This window comes from Sphingobium sp., from assembly GCF_003248505.1.
Classification (GTDB): Bacteria; Pseudomonadota; Alphaproteobacteria; order Sphingomonadales; family Sphingomonadaceae; genus Sphingobium.
In genome coordinates this window covers 1-1,057 of sequence record NZ_QFOA01000183.1, presented here as the reverse complement: position 1 = coordinate 1,057, position 1,057 = coordinate 1, and the positions used below count along the sequence as shown (strand labels likewise).

Here is a 1,057-nt window from a genome sequence, read left to right as displayed (position 1 = left end):
CGATGCCTATTCCGACTTCCTGCCGATGCTGGCCTGGGTCGAGGAGGAAGAGGCGTTCCTGTGCATCGACGATGGCTGGGGCCAGGCCTGGGAGCTCGTTCCCGCCGCCTACATGTTCGCCCATGTCCAGCAGGCGCTGCTCGGACTGCTCAACATCCATTTCCCCGAAGGGACGGTGCTGCAACTCATCACCTTCGCCGATCCGCTGATAGACCCCGCGCTCGACGCCTATCTCGACCTCAAGGTCCGGCCCGATCCGCTGGTGCAGGCCTCGGCGCGGCGGACCGCAGACTATCTGCGCGCCGGAACCCGCGGGCTCGCCTCCCTGCACGGTATCCCGGTGCGCGACTTTCGCCTGTTCCTCGCGGTGAAGACACGGGTGAAGCTGGGCGCCGACCTTCGTCGGCAGGTCGAGGAGCAACTGGCGAAGATGGGCATCCGCCGTCTGCCGCCATCGGAGCTTGTCAGCTTCTACCGGCGGATATTCAACGGCGTGTTCGCGTCTGCGCCCGGCGTTTTCCTACAGGATGGGGTCGGCGGCATGCCCGCACCCTCGGTGGCCCGCCAGATCATCGAGGCGGGGCCCGACCTCTTTTTCGAGGGGCCGGAAGTTTTCCTCGGCAACCAGGTCGCACGTTGCCTGACGCCCAAGGCGCCGGCGCGGCGCATCACCGCCGAGCGCGCCAACCGGCTGATGGGCGGCATGCGCGGGAGCGCCGAAGACAGCGACCAGATCGGCGGGCCATTCCTCTCCTGTCTCTCGGTGCTGTTCGACCATTCGCAGTTCGAGATTCACAAGCGCGCGCAGATCCTCTCCGCGCAGAAGGCAGCGGGCAGCTTCGCGGTCGAGGTCGGCAAGCAGATCGAGGAGATCGGCTGGATCCTCGACGAGGCCTCGAACAGCCGGTTCGTTGCGGTGATCCCGACGATGTGGGTGCTGGGCCGCGACAGTGCGCACGCGCGCGACATGGCCGCGCGCGCCAAGCGACTGTGGGAGTCCGAACCGCTACCCTTCATGGTCCAGGAGGAGAGCTATCTGCTGCCGGTGCTGCTCGCC

Annotated in this window: 1 protein-coding gene; it reads left to right on the top strand. The window is 67.0% G+C overall.

Annotation, left to right across the window (positions count from 1 at the left end; all coding sequences use genetic code 11):
• On the top strand, positions 1-1,057 hold a 1,057-nt coding region (locus DI606_RS20270), incomplete at both ends, for a conjugal transfer protein TraC (protein WP_293985827.1).